Raw genomic sequence first — 18,308 nt, forward strand, 5'->3', positions numbered from 1 at the left:
GGCCCGGGATGCCGTCGGTGATCACCGTACCGGCAGGTCGGGCGGGGTCCGGAGCAGGGGCGAGGGGTGCGAGGGGTGCGAGGTGGGCGGGTCAGCTCCGGCCCGCCGTCTCCGTGGAGGCGGCCGCGTCGGCGACGCTCTCCCGGTACAGGCCGAGCTTCGGCTGCTTGCCGACCTTCGCGCCGGCGCCGAGCGGGAAGTTCCGGGTGTCGGAGTTGGGCATCTGGTCGTCGGGCAGGACGTCCAGCTCGTCCACGTCGGCCACGCCGCCGCTGCCGGGGTTGAGGTCGACCACCGCGTAGGTGCTCTTGCCGGGGGCCAGCGGGTAGGCCGGCGGGCCGCCCAGCCCGCCCGGAACCAGCGGGCTGAGGTCGCCGCCGTGGCCGGGGGCCTTCGAGCTGCCGAGGCTGACGAGCGGGTAGTAGCTGAGGCCGCAGTAGGCGGCGGACTGGTTGTGCACCTCGATCACCCGCTGGTCGGGCGATCCGGCCCGGGTGGTCACCTTGACCGTCAGCTTGTCGGCCTTGCAGGGGTGGGTGTAGGCGTACGCCTCGTCGCCACCGGTCCCGGCCCCGCCGCCCGTGGCGGGGACCACGGGGGTCTTGGGGCGGGCGGAGCCGCCTCCGGCGGGCGCCGCGGTGGCCGGGGCCGCCGGGGCCGGTGCGCCGGCGGTCGGCTGGGCGGCGGGTGCGGCGGGTGCCGCGGCACCGGGGGCGGCCGGGGTGGTCCGGGCGGGCTTCGCGGGCTGGGCCGCGTCGCCGCCGTCCGGGCCGCAGGCGGTCAGGGTGAGGGCGGCGCCCAGGGCGAGGGCGGCCGGGACGAACAGGGCGCGGCGAGCGGACACGGCACGGCGAGCGGACATGGAGGTTCCCCCGTAAGAGACGCGGATGAAGGAGCGGACCGGGCGGCGGGCCATCGGCGCCGACCGCTGGGCAGAACTCTGGTCCGCCGTCCGACCGGTGCGCCAGGCTTCCCGGCCAAGCCGGGACGCTGGAACGGTTCCATGCCCTCTGACCTGCGGTTTCGCTGCCCCCTGGAACAGCCTGCCGGAACGTTCCAGAGCCCCTCCGCGGCCCCGCCGGCCGCCCGCCGCCCCTCCCCTTCGCCCTCCGTCCGCCCCGGCCGGTGCCACCGCGCCGCAGCGGCGCTCCGCCCGCGCGGCCACCCGGGTGACGGGGGTTTGGCCGTCCGGCCGCCACGGAACGACTTCCCGCCGTACCGGCAGCGGCACCAGACGGTGCCCGAACCCGAGGGGTGGCATGGCGTCCGCAGACTCCCAGGGGTCCCCCCGGCAGGCACGGGCGCTGACGCTCGCCCGGAAGCCGAAGCTGTGGCTCTTCCCGGCCGTCCTGTGCGGTCTGCTGGCCGTCCTCCTCTCCCTGCTCTACATGGGGGGCATCCTCAACCCGAGCGGCCATCTGCACCGGCTGCCGATCGCCCTGGTGAACGAGGACCAGGGCCCGCCGCCGCCCGGCCAGGCGGAGCCCCTCGGCGCCCGGCTGGCCGCCGCGGTGGTGGCCGGCACCCCCGACAGCACCGTCGAGTGGCGGCAGGTGGACGCGGCCGGGCTGAGCGAGCAGCTCGCCTCCGGCAAGGTCTACGGCGCGCTGGTCGTCCCACAGGGCTTCAGCCACGACGTCACCGCGCTGGTCACCGGCGGCGCCACCGAACGGCCGACCGTGACCGTGCTGACCAACCCCGGCATGGGCAGCCTCGGTTCCTCGATCGCCGCGCAGATCGCCCAGAACGCCGCCCACCAGGCCTCGCTGGCGGCCGGCGGTCAGCTGCTGGCCGCCGTGCCCCCCTCCGGCGCCCCGGGCCCGGACACCGGCGCCACCGCCCGGCTGCTGCTCGCCGACCCGATCGCCGTCACCACGCAGGTCGGCCACCCGATCGGAGGCCACAGCGGGCTCGGCCTGAGCGCCTTCTACTTCACCCTGCTGGCCGTGCTGACCGGCTTCATCGGCGGCAACATCATCCACAACGGCGTCGACGGCGCGCTCGGCTACAGCGACAGCGAGATCGGCCCCTGGCACACCCGCCGCCCCACCGTCCCGATCAACCGCACCCAGACCCTGCTGCTCAAGATGGTCATGACGGCCGGGATCACGCTGCTCACCACCTCGCTGGTGCTGCTCTGCTCGGTCGGCGTCCTCGGCATGGACGCCCCGCACCAGGCGCTGCTGTGGATCTTCTCCTACTGCGCGAGCCTCGCCGTGGGCCTCGGGGTTCAGGCGATCAACGCCGCGTTCGGCGGGATCGGGCAGCTGGTGTCGATGTTCGTCTTCATCGCGCTGGCGCTGCCCTCCTCCGGCGCCACGATCCCGCTCCAGGCGGTTCCCGGCTTCTACCGCTTCCTGGGCGTCTTCGAGCCGATGCGCCAGCTCAGCGACGGCATCCGGGCGATCCTCTTCTTCGACGCCCGGGCCGACGCCGGGCTGACCCGCGGCTGGGTCATGATCGGCGTCGGCGTCGCGCTGGCCCTGCTGTTCGGCTTCGGGATGACCCGCTACTACGACCGCAAGGGCCTGCACCGCTGGACGCCCCAGCCGTCCGACTAGGGCGTCCGGTGGCGTCAGGCCTCGGCCCTGGTGACGGTCACCTTCAGGTGCTTCATGATCGGCTGGTCGCTCTGGGTGCTGTAGTCGCCGATCGCGCACAGCACGTTCAGCTCCGGCATGTAGCCGGCCGCGCAGCCGCGCGGGATGTCGTACGGGACGGCCAGGTAGCCCCGCACCGAGCGGGTGGAGCCGTCCCGGGCGGTGCTGGTGACGTCCACCCGGTCGAACTCGGCCAGGCCGCGTTCGCGCATGTCGTCCTTGTTCATGAAGACCAGGGTGCGCAGGTTCCTGATGCCCCGGTAGCGGTCGTCGTCCGAGTAGATGGTGGTGTTCCACTGGTCGTGCGAGCGCATCGTGCCCAGCGCCAGGGTGCCCGGTTCGGGGACGACGTCGGGCAGCGGGGCGGCGGAGAACTCGGCCTTGCCGGAGGGGGTGTCGAAGACCAGCTCGCGGGCCGGCTGCTTGATCCGGAAGCCCAGCGGCAGCCGCACCCGGCGGTTGAAGTCCTCGAAGCCGTCCAGGACCCGGGCCATGGTGTCGCGGATGCGGTCGTAGTCCTCGATGTACCACTCCCAGGGGGTGGGGCTGTCCGGCAGCGCCGCGCGGGCCATCCCGGCGACGATCGCGGGCTCGGAGAGCAGGTGCGGCGAGGCCGGGCGCTTCATGCCGACCGACAGGTGCACCATGCTCATCGAGTCCTCGACAGAGGTGGACTGCACCCCGGCCCGCTGGTGGTCCTTCTCGGTCCGGCCCAGGCACGGCAGGATCAGCGCGGCCCGTCCGTGCACCAGGTGGCTGCGGTTCAGCTTGGTGCTCACCTGGACGGTCAACTCGCAGGATTCCAGAGCCTGGTAGGTGTACGGGCTGTCGGGCGCGGCGAGCGCGAAGTTGCCGCCCATGCCGACGAACACCGTGACGTCGCCGCGCCGCATCGCCTCGATCGTGCGGACGGTGTCCAGCCCGTGCTCGCGCGGCGGCTCGATCCCGCACACCTCGGCGAGCCGGTCCAGGAAGGCGGTGGCGGGCCGGTGGTCGATGCCGCAGGTGCGGTTGCCCTGGACGTTGCTGTGCCCGCGCACCGGGGAGGGGCCGGCCCCCTCGCGGCCCAGATTGCCGCGCAGCAGAAGGAGGTTGACGATCTCGCGGACGGTGTCCACCCCGTGCTCGTGCTGGGTGACGCCAAGGCACCAGCTGAAGATCGAGCGGTCGGCCTCCCGGTAGACCCGCGCCGCCTTGAGGATGTCGGCCCGGTCCAGCCCGCTCTGCCGCTCGATCTCCGCCCAGGGCGTGGCCGCGCAGAGGTCGCGGTAGGCCTCGAAGCCGGCGGTGTGGCGGTCGATGAACAGCCGGTCCAGCGCCCGTTCGTCGGTCGCGGACTGCTCCAGGATCGCCTTCGCCATGCCGCGCAGCAGTGCCATGTCGCCGCCGATCCGCGGCTGGAGGTTCAGGGTGCTGGTGCGGGTGGACCGGTTCAGCGCCATGTCGGTGAAGTCGTGCGGAATGATCGTGCGGGTCGCCGCCGCCTCGACCAGCGGGTTGACGTGCACGATCTGCGCGCCGCGCTTGTACGCCTCGGCGAGCGAGGTGAGCATCCGGGGCGCGTTGGAGGCCGCGTTGACGCCCAGGATGAACAGCGCGTCCGTGACCTCCCAGTCCTTGAGGTCGACCGTCCCCTTCCCGGTGCCGAGCGCGGCCTGCAGGGCCCGGCCGCTGGCCTCGTGGCACATGTTGGAGCAGTCGGGCAGGTTGTTGGTGCCCAGCTCGCGGGCCAGCAGCTGGTAGAGGAAGGTCGCCTCGTTGCCGAGCCGGCCGGAGGTGTAGAACGCGGCCCGGTCGGGGTCTTCCAGCCCGCGCAGGGTACGGCCGACCAGCTCGAAGGCGTCCTTCCAGGTGATCGGGACGTAGCGGTCGGTGGCCGGGTCGTAGACCATCGGCTCGGTGAGCCGGCCCTGGTCCTCCAGCGCGAAGTCGCTCCACCCGGACAGCTCGGTCACCGTGTGGGCGGCGAAGAACTCCCGGCCGACCCGCTTGCGGGTCATCTCCCAGGTGACGTGCTTGATCCCGTTCTCGCAGATGTCCAGGTGCAGGCCCTTGGTGTCGTCGGGCCAGGCGCAGCCGGGGCAGTCGAAGCCGGTCCGCTCGTGGTTCATCCGCATCACCGCGCGCGGTCCGTCCAGGTACGCGCCCTCGCGGAGCAGGAAGCGGGTGACGCTCTTGGCGGCGCCCCAGCCGGCGGCCGGGTGGTGGTACGCCCCGGCGTGGGGCGGGCCGGCGGGGGAGGGGCCGACCTCCTCCTGCTCCCGGGGTTCCCGGGGTTCCTTCGGAGGAGTGGTGGCGGCGTCGTCGGAGGTGGTCACGGTACTCGCCTTCCGTCGCACGGGGTCGGACACCCGGCATCGGGTCGACGCTACGTCCGACGGCCGCGCCCCGCGCGTCGAGCGGTCGTCCGCGTCGGTCACGCCCCCGGCTCCCGGCGTCGGTCACGCCCCGGGCTTCCGGCGTCGGTCACGCCCCGGGCTTCCGGCGTCGGTCACGCCCCGGGCTTCCGGCGTCGGTCATGCCCCCGGCAGGCCGGCGAGCGCGGTGGCCAGCTCCGTGCGCCGGGCGACCTCCAGCAGCGCGCGGGCCATCACCGAGCCGGGCTCCCGGGCGGCGGTCACCAGGGCGACCGGTGCACTGTGCACCGGCTCCGTCAGCGGGACGGCCCGCATCCCGTGCGGCACGCCGAACACGTGCAGCCACGCGTACGGCACGACGCTCGCCCAGTGCCCGGTGCGGACGTGGGCGAAGAGCGAGGCCACCGAGTCGGTCTCGACCCGCGGCGCCGGCTCCAGCCCGAGGCCCGCGAACACCTCGTCCAGCACCCGGCGGCCCTGCATGCCCGGGTGCAGCAGGCACAGCGGCAGCCGGGAGGCCTCCGCCCAGGTCGCCCGCGGGTGCTGGGCCAGCTCCTCGGCCGGACCGGTCAGCAGGACGTACCGCTCCTCGTACAGCGGGAGCGCGCGCAGGTCGTCGTGGCCCGGCCCGGGCAGGTAGGTGATGCCCGCGTCGATCTCGAAATTCCGCACCTGGCGCAGGAGTTCCTCGGAGCGCAGGTCGGTGGAGAGCTCCACGGCGGCCAGCGGGTGGGCGGTGCAGAACGGCCCGGTGAGCAGCGACACGGCGCCCGAGGCGGTCGGCACCGAGCCGATCCGCAGCCGTCCGCTCAGGCCGGTGCGCAGTGCGTCCACCTCGTCCCGCAGGGCGTCCCGGTCGGCCAGGATGCGCTGCGCCCAGAGCACGATCCGCTCGCCCTCGGGGGTCAGGCCCTCGAAGGCGCGGCCGCGCCGCACCAGCAGCACCTTCAGCTCGTCCTCCAGCTTGCGCAGCGCCTCGGACAGGGCGGGCTGGGAGACGTGGCAGGCCTGGGCGGCGCGGGCGAAGTGGCGCTCCCGGGCGAGCGCCACGAGGTACTCGAGCTGGCGGAACAGCATCTCCTACTCGACCCCGGTGGCGGCGGCCGTGGGGGCGGCCGCGGGGGTGGTGTCGACGCGGTCCGTGCGGGTGTAGACGTTCATCGAGTCGCCGCGCAGGAAGCCGACCAGGGTCAGCCCGCTCTCCTCGGCGAGGTCCACGGCCAGCGAGGACGGCGCGGAGACCGCCGCCAGCACCGGGATGCCCGCCATCACGGCCTTCTGCACCAGTTCGAAGGAGGCCCGGCCGCTGACCATCAGCACCGTGCCGCGGGCCGGCAGCAGCCCCTCGCGCAGCGCGTGACCGACCACCTTGTCCACCGCGTTGTGCCGTCCCACGTCCTCGCGCAGGCAGAGCAGCCGCCCCTCGGCGTCGAACAGTCCGGCCGCGTGCAGGCCGCCGGTGCTGTCGAAGACCTTCTGGGCGGCGCGCAGCCGGTCGGGCAGCGCGGAGAGCAGGGCGGGGGTCACGCGCAGCCCGTCCTCGGCGACGCTCCACGGCGCGGTGGTGCGCACCGCGTCCAGGCTGGCCTTGCCGCACAGGCCGCAGGAGGAGGTGGTGTAGAAGTTGCGCTCCAGCGAGGCGTCGGGGGCGGGCACACCGGGGGCGAGCAGGACGTCCACCACGTTGTAGGTGTTGCCGCCGTCGGCGGTGGCGCCGGCGCAGTAGCGGATGCCGGCCACCTGCCCGGCGGCGTGCACCGCGCCCTCGCTGACCAGGAACCCGGCGGCCAGGTCGAAGTCGTTGCCGGGGGTGCGCATGGTCACCGTCAGCGGGCGTCCACCGACCCGGATCTCCATCGGCTCCTCGGCGGCCAGGGTGTCGGGACGGTACGAGGGCGCGCCCTGGCGCAGGCGCAGCACTCTGCGGGGGACGGTCACTCGGCCCATGGTCGTCGGCTCCTCGGTGGTGTCGGCCAGGTCTGTACGGATGAATCCTCCCTCCTCGCGGCGGTGCGCGGGGCCGGCGGGCCGTGCGCCGGGCCGGCCAGGGGGTCGGGTGGCGTGCCGGTCCGGGGCCTGGGCGGTGGTCCGGGCAGGTGGCGGCGGCTGTGCGCGGCGGTGACCGCCAGGCAGAGCAGGCCGACGGCCGCCATGCCCGCCAGCAGCGCCGGGTACGAGGCGTGGCCGGCGGTGCCGGCGAGTAGCAACGGGGTGAGGAAACCGCTGGAGGTGGTGCTCTGGTAGAGCGACGCGGAGGCCGGCCCCCCGGCGCGTGGGGTGAGCCGCTCCACCTCGTGCAGCCCCGCGCCGAGCGTCAGCCCGTACCCGGTGCCGAGGACGACGGCGGCGGCCACCACCAGGCCCACCGAGTCACGGGCGGCGGCGAGGGAGCCGAGCAGCAGTCCGGCGATCACGGTGGCCATCGCGGTGAGGGTGGCCCGCGCGCTGCCCACGTCGTCCAGCCGGGCGGCGAAGGGCTGGGTGACCACGCCCGTGGCCAGGGTCAGCGCCGCGACCAGGCCGCTGAACAGCGGGGCGTAGCCGGGCACCCGGTCGGCGACCAGCGGGGGCAGCACCACGTACGCCACGGTGGCGGCGCCCAGCACGGCCGGGCTGGCGGGCAGGACGACGTAGCGGAACCGGGGGTGGCGGACGGCCGCCGTGCCGGGCGGTGGCGCGTCCGGCGCCGGTGAGGTGCGTGCCGGTTCGCCTTCGAGGCTCCGGACGGTCTCCGGGAGGCCCCGGGTGGCCCGCAGCACCAGCAGACAGCCCAGGGCGTGGACGAGACCGGGCAGCGCCATCGGGCCGGGCAGCCACTCGGCGATCACCCCGGAGGCCAGCGCGCCCGCCGCGAAGCCCGTACCCGTGGCGTACATCGCCCGGCGGGCTCCCCGCTCGGGCGGGACGGCGGGCCCGGAAAGCTCGCGCAGCCAGGCCGTCCCGGCCAGGAAGACCAGCCCGGCCGCGAAACCGGTGGCCAGCCGGGCGGCGTACACCGACGGCTCGTGGGGCAGGGTCAGCAGCACGCTGGCGGCGGCGGACAGGCCCAGCGCGCCGCGCACCGTCCGCCGCCGGCCGTACCGCTCGGCGGCGGGCCCGCCCAGCAGTAGCCCGGGCACCAGGCCGACCAGGTAGACCGAGAACATCGCGGCCAGTGAGAGCGCCGACCAGTCGGTGCGCGCCCGGTACACGGTGGCCAGTGCGGTGAACTGGTTGGCGCCCCAGGCGGCGACGGCGACGGCGGCGGCCGCCGGAAGCCAGTGGGCGGTGCGGGGCACGGGCATTCCGTCAGTGCTGCCCATGCGCTTTCCTGCCCCGTTTTCCGGCTTTTCGGCCATTCCTGGATTTCCGCAGGTCCAGTGTGCGGTCCGCCGCCGATGGGCGTCAAAGAGGCCATTCCTGTGAGCCGATAAGCGGCGCCTATCGCCGCCTATCGCCGCCTGTCGCCGAATCGAGGGGAATTCCGGCCCTGGAAATGACGTAAAGCGCCGGATGTCCAAAAGAAGTACCAGTCCCGGAAACCCCGATGGGGAATTCCGTTCCGGCTACATCGTGCCGCCCACCGACAGCACCATCGCGCTGGCCGCGCCGCCCGGTGTCTCGTAGTTCACCGTCTCCCCGGCGTGGCGGCCCAGCAGCGCCTTCCCGAGCGGGCTGTCGAAGGTCACCAGGGTGAGGTCGCGTTCCTCCGCCACCTCCGAGATCTCGACGGTCTCCTCCGTGCCGTCGTCGAACCGCACGGTCACCGTCGATCCCACCCCGACCACGCGCACGGACGGCTTCCCGGCCACCTCGGCCTCCCGCAGCCGTGCCTCCAGTTCGGTGATCCGCCGGTCCAGCCGGGTCACCTCCGAGGCGCGCTGCAGTTCGTCCGCCGCGTCCGCCCGGTCCCCCGTCGGCTCCACGCCGCGCAGCGTCGCGGCCACCTTCCCCCGATCCGCCCGCAGTTGTGCCAGCTCCTCCTGCACCGCACGCAGGCCCTCGGCACTGATCGGTTCCGGCCCACCGCTCATCCCAAGCTCCCGGGGCTGCTCGTCACACGCTCGAACACCGGCCGCCTCCCATTACCCCACCCCCCGGGGCCGCGGGCAACTCCGCGACGGCGGCCGCCCCGACGCGGACTCCGACCGGGGTGGCCTCCCGGGCCGAGCCCGGCACCGCTCGCCGGCGGCCGGCCGGCCGCCGGCGCGTCGAGGGGAGGGACCGGCCCCGGGCGAACCGCCCGCCGACCCGCCGTGCGGTGCCGGGCGTCACGAGGTGAGGATCGGGACCGGCCTCGGCCGTGCCTCCCGCGCCGGGACGACCGGTCCGAGGAAGGCGCTCGGTGTGCCGTGCCATGACACGTGCAGGGCCTCCCGCGCCCGCGTGCACGCCACGAAGAGCAGGCTCAACTCGCCGTCGAGGTCCTCCTGGTGCTGCTGCGGGTCGGTGTCCACCGGGGTGAGCGCGCTGCGCATGGGCACCAGGCCGTCGCTCACGCCCACCACGGCGACGCAGCGGAACTCCAGCCCCTTCATCCGGTGCATGGTGCCGATCCGCACGCCGGGGGACGGGGCGTTGCCGAGACGGTGGGCCGGTGTCCCGTTCCGCTCCAGGGCCTCGGCGATGTCGCGGCCGAACCGGACGGTCCGTACGGCGACTCCGATGTCCTCGGGGCTCACGCCGGAGGCGGTCCACTCCTCGACGCGGGCGACGAGGGCCCGGATCTCCTCGGCCTGGTCGAGGTGGCCGCGGACGTCGGGGTGCGCGCCGTGCAGGGTCGAGTGGTAGCCGGCCAGCGACTCCTCGCCGCCGTCCATGTCGTCCGGGCGTTCGCCGGTCAGCAGGGAGGCGGACCAGCTGAGGATCTCCTGCGTCGTCCGGTAGTTGACCCGGAGTCGGGAGGAACGGCCGACCACGTGGATGCCGAGCGAGCGCAGCGAGACCTTGTTCCCGTAGATCCGCTGGTGCGGATCGCCGGCGAGGAACAGGTCGTCCGGCCCGGCGGCCACGACGGCGCGCAGGAAGCGCCACTGGACGGGGTGCAGGTCCTGTGCCTCGTCGATCACCACGTGGCGGAACGGGCGGTCGCCGCCCTCGTCGAGGGTCCGTGCGGCCCGCGCGCAGACCTGGAGGGGCGTCAGCTCCCCGGCCCGGCCCAGCTCCTCCTCGAACGCGGCCACCGCGCGCCACAGTTCGGCCCGCTCCGGCGTCCCGAGGGCCTTGCCCCGGCCGGTCCGCGATGTCTTCAGGTACTGCTCCCGGCTCTCGACCGCCTGGGCCAGGACGACCTGTCGCCACTCCTGGTCGAGGAACAGGTCGGTGAACCCGACGCCGAGCCGGCGGGCGACCCGGCCCCAACGGGCGAGGACGGCGCTCTGCTGGAAGAGGACCTTCGCCGGGGCGCCGCCGCGGGAACGGCGCAGGACCTCGTCGGCCAGGGCGTCGACGGTGACCACCCGGACCTTTGCCAGGACCCGCCCGTCCGTGACGAGCAGCGCGAGGCAGCGTTCCAGCTCCGCGGCGAGGTCTCCGGAGAAGGTGGTCAGCAGAATCGATCCGTCAGGCGCGTCCGCGGGCAACCGGCGGGCCAGGTGGTAGGCGCGGTGCAGGGCCACCACCGTCTTCCCCGTGCCGGGGCCACCGGTCACCCGGGCCGGGCCGTTGTACGACTCCCGGTAGGCGACCCGGTACTGGGCCGGGTGCAGGAAGATCCGCCAGGCGTCGAAGGGGCGTTCCAGGATCTCCAGCAGCTCGTCGGGGCCGGACACCAGGGCGACCCGGCCGCGGGCCCGGGCCATCGCCGAGACCAAGCCGTCGGCGGAGTGCTCGACGCTCGCGGGGGCGGCCGCCCGGGCGTACGCCTGGACGATCTCGCGGTCGATCTCGGCCGGCTCCATCCCGCTCGCCAGGCCGACCAGGACGTCGAACTGCTGCTCCGGCAGCACCCGGTGGAGCGCTTCCAGATGGGCCTCGTCGGGGAGCAGCCGGATGATCGGCAGGATCTCCTCGTCGACGCCCAGGCTGCGCAGGACCTTGTCGGAGCGGTCGGCGAACAGCCGTCGGGGCTCGTCGGCGGCCAGGGCCTTCAGCGACCGGGAGGCCCGCTCCAGCGCGACGTCGTTGCGGATCTCGACGCCGTGGGTGGCGGCGTTGACCGAGGCCCGGTGCTTGCAGGCCCAGTCGTTGGCCTTGTCGTGCGGAAGGACCTTCAGCAGGAGGTAGCCGTCGCCCCGGTCGGCCTTGAGGACGACCCCGCGCCAGAAGTCGGTGATCCGGATGGTCCGGATCCGGGGGTCGCGCTGGTTGGTGAGCTTCTCCAGGTGCACGCCGCTGTGCGTGGCCTCGGTGAACTTCTCGAAGGTCTCGAACACCCGCCGCTGCACCGGCTTCTCCAGCGCCGCGAACTCCATCAGGAAGTCCCGGTGCATGCCCAGCGTCGCCACCCCGGCCCCCTCGCGCCCGTGCCCGTCCGTCGGTCCGCCCGGGCAGTGCGTTTCACTGTACTGGCCCGGATGATCACTCCTGGCGGCCGCCCGACGGACGGTCGGACCGAGGGTGGCGGTGATCACCTTCGGGGGTGGGGGCGGGGTGAACGCGCAGGTCGGGGGATCGGGCGGGGTGGGCCGGGGAGGGACCGGCGGTCGGGGCGCGAGCGGGCGAAGCTACCATGTGGGCAACACCCTCAGCTCGAAAGATGGACTTGTGACTGTCAACGACGACGTGTTCACGGACTGGAAGAACCGCGAGGAGATCGCGGAGTCGATGATCCCGATCATCGGGCGGCTGCACCGGGAGCGGGACGTCACCGTCCTGTGCCACAGCCGTTCCCTGGTGAACAAGTCGGTGGTCAGCATCCTCAAGACGCACCGCTTCGCCCGGCAGATAGCCGGCGAGGAGCTCTCGGTCACCGAGACGATGCCGTTCCTGGAGGCCCTGACCGCCCTCGACCTCGGCCCCTCGCAGATCGACCTCGGCATGCTCGCCGCGACGTACAAGGCGGACGACCGCGGCCTGTCGGTGGCGGAGTTCACCGCCCAGGCCGTCGTCGGCGCCACCGGCGAGAACAAGCTGGAGCGCCGGTCCGGGCAGGACGTCGTGCTGTACGGGTTCGGCCGCATCGGCCGGCTGGTCGCCCGCCTGCTGGTCGAGAAGGCCTCGGCCAACGGTCTGCGGCTGAAGGCCATCGTCGTGCGCAACAGCGGCGGCGACGACCTGGTCAAGCGCGCCTCGCTGCTGCGTCGTGACTCCATCCACGGCCAGTTCCAGGGCACGATCACCGTCGACGAGGCGAACAACAAGATCATCGCCAACGGCAACGAGATCACGGTGATCTACTCCGACGACCCGACCAAGGTCGACTACACGGAGTACGGGATCAAGGACGCGATCCTGATCGACAACACCGGCCGCTGGCGCGACCGCGAGGGCCTGTCGAAGCACCTGCGCCCCGGCATCGCCAAGGTCGTGCTCACCGCGCCGGGCAAGGGCGACGTCCCGAACATCGTGCACGGCGTGAACCACGACACGATCAAGCCGGACGAGCAGATCCTGTCCTGCGCCTCCTGCACCACCAACGCCATCGTCCCGCCGCTGAAGGCGATGGAGGACGAGTACGGCGTGGTCCGCGGCCACGTGGAGACCGTCCACTCGTTCACCAACGACCAGAACCTGCTGGACAACTACCACAAGGCCGACCGTCGCGGCCGCTCGGCGCCGCTGAACATGGTGATCACCGAGACCGGTGCCGCCTCGGCCGTCGCCAAGGCCCTGCCGGACCTCGAGGCGAAGATCACCGGCAGCTCGATCCGCGTCCCGGTGCCTGACGTCTCCATCGCGATCCTCAACCTCCAGCTGAAGCGGGAGACCAACCGCGAGGACGTCCTGGAGTACCTGCGGAACGTCTCGCTCACCTCGCCGCTGAAGCGCCAGATCGACTTCATCGACTCGCCCGACGCCGTCTCCAGCGACTTCATCGGCTCGCGCCACGCCTCGATCGTCGACGCCGGCGCGACCAAGGTCGACGGCGACAACGCGATCCTCTACCTGTGGTACGATAACGAGTTCGGCTACTCGTGCCAGGTGATCCGGGTCGTCCAGTACATCTCGGGCGTCGAGTACCCGACCTACCCGGTTCCGGCGGTCTGACCCACCCCTGGGACAGGCCTCGGGCCAGGACGACCGAGCAGTACGGCGGGGCGGTGACCGGTTGGTCGCCGCCCCGCCGGCGTTCCCGGTCCGGGGCGGTCGCTATCTTGAGGGATCACTGACAGGTCCAGGGAGGCGATGGGGATGGGTGGTCGGCGGGTGCTCGCCGCGGTGGCGGCGGCCGGAGTGCTGACGGGCGTGCTGGCCGGGTGCTCCTCCGGGGGGTCGAAGAACGCGGGCGGGGCGGCCGCGCCTGCTTCGGCTCCGGCGGCGTCCGCCCCGGGGCCGGCGGCGCCGACCGGGACGACGGGTGCGTCCGCCGCGGCCGGCGCGCCGACCTCGGCGGCCTCCGGCGCGGCCGGCGCGACCGGGGCGGCTTCGGCGCCCGCCTCCACGCCGGCCCCGGCCGCGCCGGAGGCGCCGCACGGGGACCTGGAGGCGGCGCTGCTGGACGACAAGGTCGTCGGGCAGGTGCTGCCGGACGCCAAGGCGATGGCCGGGTGGGAGGAGGAGAAGCGGAAGGTCGACACCGCCGACCACCAGGTCACCTGCACCGGTGCCGCGGCCGCCTCCTGCGCGGGCAAGCCGCTGAGCGGGTCGGTCCGGTTCTCCTCGGGGGACGTGGTCGTCCGCTTCCTGGTGGACACCCTGCCCACCCGGGACGCGGCGGCCCAGCGGCTGAAGGAGAGCTACGCCTCGTACGCGGCCGGGCCGTTCAAGAAGATGGACACCCCGGCGCTGGGCAGCGAGAGCCAGGCCTTCCAGGGGCCGCTGGCCGAGGGCGAGGGCGTCGGCATCGTGGTGCGCTCGGGCACCGTGGTGGCCAGTGTGACCAGCGAGGGCGGGCCGGTGGACGTGGCCGCGACGCGCAGGTTCGCGGTGATGCTGGTCAACCGGATCGAGCAGGCGCAGGCCGGCCGGACGCCGGACGCGGGCCTCGGCGTGGGCTGAGGGAACCCCCTCGCCGCCCGGGCAGGGCGCTGGGCTGGGGAAACGGATGTCAGTCGACCGTGATATGTACCTATTCCGTGGCCACGGTGCGGCCATGCGAAAGATACCGACGACGTTCGAGGGGGCCAGACATGCCGCTGTTCCGACGCCGCTCCGGCGGGGAGGGCGCGGAGGACCGGGCCGGGCGGCGGGGGTTCGGCTTCGGTCGGCGCGGCGCCGGACCGTCCGCGCCGACCGGTGGCGGCGAGCCGCGGCTCGACCCGTCCTACGGGGACACGTCCGTGCGGTTGGCGCTCCGCCAGGCCGCCGCCGGGGACTGGGCCGCGCTGCGCCCCGCGCTGGCCGCCGCGCAGGGCGAGGACCTGACGTTCCTGATCGGGGCGCTGGCCGACGTGCCCCGGGTCGAGCAGTGGACGTCCCGTGCGCTGGCCGACACCCCGGACGACACGCTGCTGCTGTTGCTGTCCGGCGCCCGGCACATCGACTGGGGCTGGGAGGCCCGCACGGGCGCCCGGGCCAGGGACGTCACCGAGGAGCGGTGGAAGGTGTTCCACCAGCGGCTGGAGGTCGCCGAGGAGCAGCTGCTGGAGGTCGCCGAGCGCGAGCCGTCCTGGCACGCCCCCTGGCGGTTCCTGCAGACCAGCGCCCTCGGCGCCTCGCTCGGCCCGGAGGTCGCCACCACCCGCTTCGAGGCCGCGGTGCGCCGGGCGCCCGGGAACTCCGCCTCGCACTGGGTCCGGTTGCAGCAGCTGAGCGCCAAGTGGGGCGGTTCGCACGAGGAGATGCACGGGTTCGCCCGCTCCGTGATGCTCGCCGCCCCGGAGGGCAGCCGCCTCGGTGAGCTGGTCGCGGTCGCGCACCTGGAGCACTGGCTGGCCCTCCCGGACGGCGAGGACCGTGCCTACCTGACCAGTCCCGCCGTGGTGGCCGGGCTGCAGGAGGCGGCCTTCCGGTCCGTCCTGCATCCGGCCTTCGAGCCGGTGCGCGGCTGGCAGGGCGCCTTCAACACCTTCGCGATGGCCTTCTCCCTCGCCGACCAGCCCAAGACCGCGCGCCTGCTGTTCGACGCGCTGGACGGCTTCGTGACCGAGTCGCCCTGGCACTACGTGTCGGGCGATCCGGTCAAGGCCTTCCGTGCCCACCGCGACCGCTGTGCCTCGTACTGGCGCTGAGGCGTACTGGCGCCGCTTCCTCCCGTGCCGGGCCACACCCGCGCCGACCCGCACCGGCGCCGGGCCGTACCCCACCACCGTCATCCACCCCGCGATCGAAAGAGCCTCCGGTGTCCCCTACCGACAACCCGACGAGTGCGCACACCTTCCAGGTGGACCTGCGCGGTCTGGTGGACCTGCTCTCCCACCACCTCTACTCCAGCCCGCGGGTCTACCTGCGCGAGCTGCTGCAGAACGCCGTGGACGCGATCTCCGCCCGCCGCGCCCTCGACCCCGAGGCGCCGGCCAGGATCACCGTCCGCGCCGACGACGAGCTGTCCGTCACCGACACCGGCATCGGGCTGACCGAGAAGGACGTCCACACCTTCCTCGCCACCATCGGCCGCAGTTCCAAGCGCGACGCCGACGGCCGGTTCGACGGCGCCGGGCTGGCCAAGGCCCGCGGTGACTTCATCGGCCAGTTCGGCATCGGCCTGCTCGCCTGCTTCGTGGTCGCCGACGAGATCACCGTGGTCACCCGCTCCGCCGCCGCCCCGGACGCCCCGGTGATCGAGTGGCGCGGCAGCTCCGACGGCAGCTACACCATCCGCACGCTGCCCGCCTCGGCCAAGACCGAGCCGGGCACCACCGTCACGCTGGCCCCGCGCGCCGACGCCGTCGAGTGGACCCGCCCCGGCCGGGTCCTCACCCTCGCCCGGGACTTCGGCAGCCTGCTGCGCCACGACGTCACGGTGATCGACGGCGGCGGCACCGAACACCGCGTCAACCGCACCCCGCCGTGGGCCGAGCGCCACGTCTCCCCGCTGGCCAGGCGCGACGCGCTCGCCGAGTACTGCCGCGCCGCCTTCGACTTCACCCCGCTCGACACCATCGAGCTGGACCTGCCGCTGGTCGGCCTGCGCGGCGTCGCGTACGTGCTGCCGGACGCCGCCCCGCCCTCGCGCCGCAACGGCCACCGGGTGCACCTCAAGGGCATGCTGCTCTCCGACCAGGCCGACGAACTGCTGCCGGACTGGGCCTTCTTCGTCCGCTGCGTCGTCGACACCGACGGGCTGCGCCCGACCGCCTCCCGCGAGGGCCTGTACGCCGACGAGACGCTCGCCGCCGTCCGGGACGCGCTCGGTGCCCGGATCCGCGACTGGCTGACCGGCCTGTCCGCGAGCGACCCGGCGCTGCTGCACCGCTTCCTGTCCGTCCACCACCTGGCCGTCAAGGAACTCGCCCGCTACGACGACGAGCTGCTGCGGATGATGCTGCCCTGGCTGCCGTTCGAGACCACCGACGGCCACGTCACCCTGGACGAGTTCGCCCGCAGCCACCCGGCGGTGCTGGTGACCCGTACGGTCGAGGAGTTCCGGCAGGTCGCCCCGATCGCCGGCGCGGCCGGACTCGGCGTCGTCAACGGCGGCTACACCTACGACCACGACCTGGTCCACCGGCTGCCCGAGATCCGTCCCGGCGTCTCGGTCTCCGACCTCGACCCGGGCACCGTCACCGCGCACCTGGACACCGTGGACCCGGCCGTCGAGCTGGCCGCCAACGCCTTCCTGGCCATCGCCCGCGAGGTGGTCGGCCGCTTCGACTGCGACGTCGCGCTGCGCAGCTTCCACCCGACCAACGCGCCCGCCCTGCTGCTCGACAACCGGGAGGCCCGGCACGAGCGCACCAGGGCCCAGCTCGCCGACGAGGCCGACGGGCTGTGGGCGGACATCCTCGGCTCGCTGCGCGCCGAGGTGCCCCGCGCCCAGCTGGTGCTCAACCACCTCAACCCGCTGGTGCGCCGGGCCGCCACCATCACCAGCCGCGAGCTGGCCGTCACCGCCGTCGAGGCGCTGTACGGCCAGGCCGTGCTGATGACCCGCCGCCCGCTCAAGGCCAGCGAGTCCGCCCTGCTCAACCGCTCGTTCCTCAGCCTGCTGGACCACGCCATGCTCGGCCACGAGGCGGCGGGCGCCCCCGACGGCGAACAGGAGGCGTGATGCTGGACAGCCCCGACGCGGTGATGGCCGCGCTGCGCGAGAACGACGCCCGCCCGTACGGCCGGACCAGGACCGTCACGGCCGAGGAACTCGTCGACGCCGCCGAGCAGTTCGACGACACCGGGGTCCGCTCGATGGCCCTGCTGGAGCTGATGGAGGCCTACGAGTACGACGGCGAGCGCAGCAAGAGCCCGGTCGTCTTCGCCCGCATCCTCAGGCTCTGGGACACCGACCCGGACGGCTTCGGCGAATGGGCCCGGCACCAGGTGCTCTGGCGGTTCAAGTGGGTCGCCGACGCGCTCAAGGACACCCCGGACGTCCCGCTCGCGGCGATCCGGCGCTGGCACACCGAGCTGCGCGACCGCTACCGCGCGGCCGGCCACGACCTCCAGCCGTACTACGCCCAGCGCTACCACCTGGCCGTGCAGACCGGCATCGACGCGCAGGACGCCTACGAGCTGTGGGCGGCCCGCCCGCGCTCCGAGCTGAGCGACTGCCACGCCTGCGAGACCCGCGCCCGGGCCCGGCACTTCATCGCCGCCGGGGACGACGCCCGGGCGCTGGAGGTGCTCGCCCCGGTGCTGGACGGCCGCAGCGGCTGCGAGCAGGAGCCCTACCTCAGCCAGGCCACCGCACTGCTCGCGCAGCTGCGCCGGGGCCGGCTGGACGAGGCCCGCTCCGGCCACCTCTCCGGCTACCGCTACGCCCGCGGCAAGGCCTCGATGCTGAACGCCGTCGGCCTGCACATCGAGTTCTGCGCACTGTCCGGCAACGAGCCGCGCGGCCTGGAGCTGCTCGCCGAGAACCGGGACCTGTTCGCGGTCACCGGTGAACCCGCCGCCCGGCTGGGCTTCCTGACCGGTGTCGAGGTGCTGGTCGCCCTGCTCGCCCGGGCCGGCCACGGCGAACTCGCGGTCAGCGGCCCGGCCGGAAACGCCTGGACGGTGGACTCCCTGCTCGCCCACGTGCGCGCCGAGGCCGACGCGCTGGCCGCCCGCTTCGACGCCCGCAACGGCACCGACGCGGTCGGCGCCGAGCGGCGCGCCCGGCTGGCCGTCGAGCCGCTGCTCGCCGAGCCGCTGGCGCTGGGCGTCCGGGCCCTCGCCGCGCCCGGGCTGTCCG

General features: G+C 73.9%; 12 protein-coding genes and 1 pseudogene. 6 read left to right on the forward strand and 7 right to left on the reverse strand.

Going from position 1 to position 18,308, the window contains the following annotated elements; all coding sequences use genetic code 11:
• Positions 1-91 precede the first annotated feature (91 nt).
• Positions 92-862: a hypothetical protein gene (locus tag ABZ449_RS34505; protein ID WP_360353998.1), complete on the reverse strand. Its 771-nt coding sequence runs from the start codon at positions 860-862 to the stop codon at positions 92-94.
• Positions 863-1,259: 397 nt separating this feature from the next.
• Between ABZ449_RS34505 and ABZ449_RS34510 the strand changes: the two genes are divergently transcribed.
• Positions 1,260-2,561: a DUF3533 domain-containing protein gene (locus ABZ449_RS34510; RefSeq protein WP_360354000.1), complete on the forward strand. Its 1,302-nt coding sequence runs from the start codon at positions 1,260-1,262 to the stop codon at positions 2,559-2,561.
• A 14-nt stretch (positions 2,562-2,575) separates the two neighbouring features.
• Here ABZ449_RS34510 and ABZ449_RS34515 read toward each other — a convergent pair whose 3' ends face one another.
• From ABZ449_RS34515 to ABZ449_RS34540, 6 genes are all read right to left on the reverse strand, one after another.
• Positions 2,576-4,918 carry an FdhF/YdeP family oxidoreductase gene (locus ABZ449_RS34515; RefSeq protein WP_360354002.1) on the reverse strand — a complete coding sequence of 781 codons (2,343 nt, stop codon included), beginning with the start codon at positions 4,916-4,918 and terminating at the stop codon, positions 2,576-2,578.
• Between the two features lie 198 nt (positions 4,919-5,116).
• The gene (locus ABZ449_RS34520; protein WP_360354003.1) at positions 5,117-6,034 is read right to left on the reverse strand and encodes a LysR family transcriptional regulator; all 918 of its coding nucleotides are present in this window, start codon (positions 6,032-6,034) and stop codon (positions 5,117-5,119) included.
• 3 nt (positions 6,035-6,037) lie between these two features.
• Positions 6,038-6,904 (reverse strand): formate dehydrogenase accessory sulfurtransferase FdhD, encoded by an 867-nt coding sequence (gene fdhD / locus ABZ449_RS34525; protein WP_360354005.1) that lies wholly within the window; start codon positions 6,902-6,904, stop codon positions 6,038-6,040.
• The gene (locus ABZ449_RS34530) at positions 6,892-8,259 is read right to left on the reverse strand and encodes an MFS transporter (protein ID WP_360354006.1); all 1,368 of its coding nucleotides are present in this window, start codon (positions 8,257-8,259) and stop codon (positions 6,892-6,894) included. Before ABZ449_RS34530 ends, fdhD begins: the two co-directional genes overlap by 13 nt.
• A 243-nt stretch (positions 8,260-8,502) precedes the next feature.
• On the reverse strand, positions 8,503-8,970 hold the full coding sequence (locus ABZ449_RS34535) for a GreA/GreB family elongation factor (RefSeq protein ID WP_360354008.1): 468 nt from the start codon (positions 8,968-8,970) through the stop codon (positions 8,503-8,505).
• Positions 8,971-9,207: 237 nt separating this feature from the next.
• Positions 9,208-11,382 (reverse strand): UvrD-helicase domain-containing protein, encoded by a 2,175-nt coding sequence (locus ABZ449_RS34540; RefSeq protein WP_360354010.1) that lies wholly within the window; start codon positions 11,380-11,382, stop codon positions 9,208-9,210.
• 259 nt (positions 11,383-11,641) lie between these two features.
• Between ABZ449_RS34540 and ABZ449_RS34545 the strand changes: the two genes are divergently transcribed.
• The 5 genes and pseudogenes from ABZ449_RS34545 to ABZ449_RS34565 all read left to right on the forward strand — a co-directional run.
• A complete protein-coding gene (locus ABZ449_RS34545) occupies positions 11,642-13,084 on the forward strand; it encodes a glyceraldehyde-3-phosphate dehydrogenase (RefSeq protein WP_360354012.1) in 1,443 nt (480 codons plus the stop codon).
• A gap of 144 nt (positions 13,085-13,228) precedes the next feature.
• Complete coding sequence (locus tag ABZ449_RS34550) at positions 13,229-14,035, forward strand: hypothetical protein (RefSeq protein ID WP_360354013.1); 807 nt, start codon at positions 13,229-13,231, stop codon at positions 14,033-14,035.
• A gap of 131 nt (positions 14,036-14,166) precedes the next feature.
• Complete coding sequence (locus tag ABZ449_RS34555; RefSeq protein ID WP_360354015.1) at positions 14,167-15,207, forward strand: hypothetical protein; 1,041 nt, start codon at positions 14,167-14,169, stop codon at positions 15,205-15,207.
• Positions 15,208-15,317: 110 nt separating this feature from the next.
• Positions 15,318-17,186: an HSP90 family protein gene (locus ABZ449_RS34560; RefSeq protein WP_360354016.1), complete on the forward strand. Its 1,869-nt coding sequence runs from the start codon at positions 15,318-15,320 to the stop codon at positions 17,184-17,186.
• A pseudogene (locus ABZ449_RS34565) lies at positions 17,186-18,308 on the forward strand (hypothetical protein); the annotation flags it as partial. The gene ABZ449_RS34560 and the pseudogene ABZ449_RS34565, both read left to right, overlap by 1 nt.

Origin of the sequence: Kitasatospora sp. NPDC005856, from assembly GCF_040629945.1 — a bacterium.
GTDB lineage: Bacteria > Actinomycetota > Actinomycetes > Streptomycetales > Streptomycetaceae > Kitasatospora.

Bases quoted from the DNA above. Each gene is read 5' to 3' on its own strand.
- ABZ449_RS34535 (WP_360354008.1), bottom strand. From the start codon at position 8,970: ATGAGCGGTGGGCCGGAACCGATCAGTGCCGAGGGCCTGCGTGCGGTG.
- ABZ449_RS34550 (WP_360354013.1), top strand. From the start codon at position 13,229: ATGGGTGGTCGGCGGGTGCTCGCCGCGGTGGCGGCGGCCGGAGTGCTG.
- ABZ449_RS34520 (WP_360354003.1), bottom strand. From the start codon at position 6,034: ATGCTGTTCCGCCAGCTCGAGTACCTCGTGGCGCTCGCCCGGGAGCGC.
- ABZ449_RS34510 (WP_360354000.1), top strand. From the start codon at position 1,260: ATGGCGTCCGCAGACTCCCAGGGGTCCCCCCGGCAGGCACGGGCGCTG.
- fdhD (WP_360354005.1), bottom strand. From the start codon at position 6,904: ATGGGCCGAGTGACCGTCCCCCGCAGAGTGCTGCGCCTGCGCCAGGGC.
- ABZ449_RS34530 (WP_360354006.1), bottom strand. From the start codon at position 8,259: ATGGGCAGCACTGACGGAATGCCCGTGCCCCGCACCGCCCACTGGCTT.
- ABZ449_RS34555 (WP_360354015.1), top strand. From the start codon at position 14,167: ATGCCGCTGTTCCGACGCCGCTCCGGCGGGGAGGGCGCGGAGGACCGG.
- ABZ449_RS34505 (WP_360353998.1), bottom strand. From the start codon at position 862: ATGTCCGCTCGCCGTGCCGTGTCCGCTCGCCGCGCCCTGTTCGTCCCG.